Annotated in this window: 3 protein-coding genes; all 3 read left to right on the forward strand. The window is 32.3% G+C overall.

All coding sequences use genetic code 11. The annotated features are described in order from the left end of the window. Positions 1-383, forward strand: a 383-nt coding sequence (locus DVA66_RS21175; protein WP_157974213.1) for a hypothetical protein, incomplete at its 5' end; no start/stop codon positions are given. Between the two features lie 30 nt (positions 384-413). Continuing rightward, complete coding sequence (locus tag DVA66_RS21180; protein WP_157974214.1) at positions 414-872, forward strand: hypothetical protein; 459 nt, start codon at positions 414-416, stop codon at positions 870-872. Positions 873-1,016: 144 nt separating this feature from the next. Continuing rightward, a partial coding sequence (locus DVA66_RS21185; protein WP_157974215.1) for a hypothetical protein occupies positions 1,017-1,360 on the forward strand: 344 nt, incomplete at its 3' end.

The following is a 1,360-nucleotide window of genomic DNA, read 5'->3' on the forward strand; positions in this document are numbered from 1 at the left end:
GCAAAATAGTAATTGATGAGGAAATGCTTAAAAAATACATTATAGGATTTGTAGAAGTGAATCTTGAAGTTGAAGAGGAAGATATAGCATGGTTAGCAAATGATATTGTTGAAGATTTAAAAGAAGAAGGATTTACAGAAGAAAATTTAACGCAAGAGCAATTAAAAGAGATGCAAAGAACGTCAGATGAAATTAGATATAATGCTGGTTTATTAGAAGATGTAGGTATGACGACATCTATGCAACAGCGAGAAGTCGGGAAGAATAATGAACAATCAATAGCAAGACAAAATATGGAATTAGTAAGTAATATCGAAAGATTAGAAAAAGCAAATTTAGAATTAAGAAGAAATGTTGAAATGATGGAAGATATGTATAGATAAGAAATTAATTACGGAATGGAGAGAGTTTTTATGATTACTAAGAAAAAAACAATTTCAAATAAATTAGCAAGAAAGATTTATAAAAAAGACTTGCATGAACTTACGCGTGATGAAGTAGAAACAGTTGAAGATGTTGAAGCAATGTTGAAAGCGAACATTGTTGAAGATTTAGAAGAGTTATTTGGTCGCATCGAAGAAGAAACATTCATGCTTCAAGATAACGTCGAACGAATGTCTGAAATGAATGACGTTGTAGATAAAATAGATTCAGTTTCATTTAAATTAGAAGATTCGTTGTCAAAAGTAAATGAATTAGAAAAGAGTGCGCAACGATTAGAAGATGTATCGAATTTAGCATATGACTTAGAGAACAGTACAAGAAGATTAGAACAAGTGACGTCAGAAGTGAAACGATATTCAAACCAAATCGATGATGCAAGTCATGATTTAGAACGTAATATCCATCATTTTGACGACACAAGATATTAAAAGGAGGGATGTTGAATGTTTCATGATTTAAAGCACATGTTTCAGTTTCAATCGAACGATGAATTGAGACGAACGTATATGATACAAAACGTTGAACAGTACAAAAAGCGAAATACGTTGAATATGTTGATAGCATTTATCGTGATGGCATTGTTATCAATTTTTATGAGTTTTGGCATGCCAGGTGGATGGCTATTGTCACTCGCAATTATTGGTATTTTAGTAGCTAACTATTTATATCCAATTGATTTGCCTGTTGGTAAAATTTTGATTTTAGTCAGTATCACAACCCTAGTGATGAGTGGCTTAAATTCGATGTTTTCATCAGACATTGATGAGTCAGGCATGCCATTTATACCGAAGTTAGCAGTATCAGAAATCGGAATCGTAATTACATGGTTCATGCTTTTTGGTAAAGAAAAGACATTGCTTAATTCAGACCAATTCGTTGCTGAAACGACTGCAGGAGAAAGATTATTCTTAGAACG

Origin of the sequence: Desertihabitans aurantiacus (genome assembly GCF_003344635.1) — a bacterium.
GTDB lineage: Bacteria > Actinomycetota > Actinomycetes > Propionibacteriales > Propionibacteriaceae > Desertihabitans > Desertihabitans aurantiacus.

Coding starts and splice junctions, on each gene's coding strand:
- DVA66_RS21180 (WP_157974214.1), top strand. CDS start 414: ATGATTACTAAGAAAAAAACAATTTCAAATAAATTAGCAAGAAAGATT.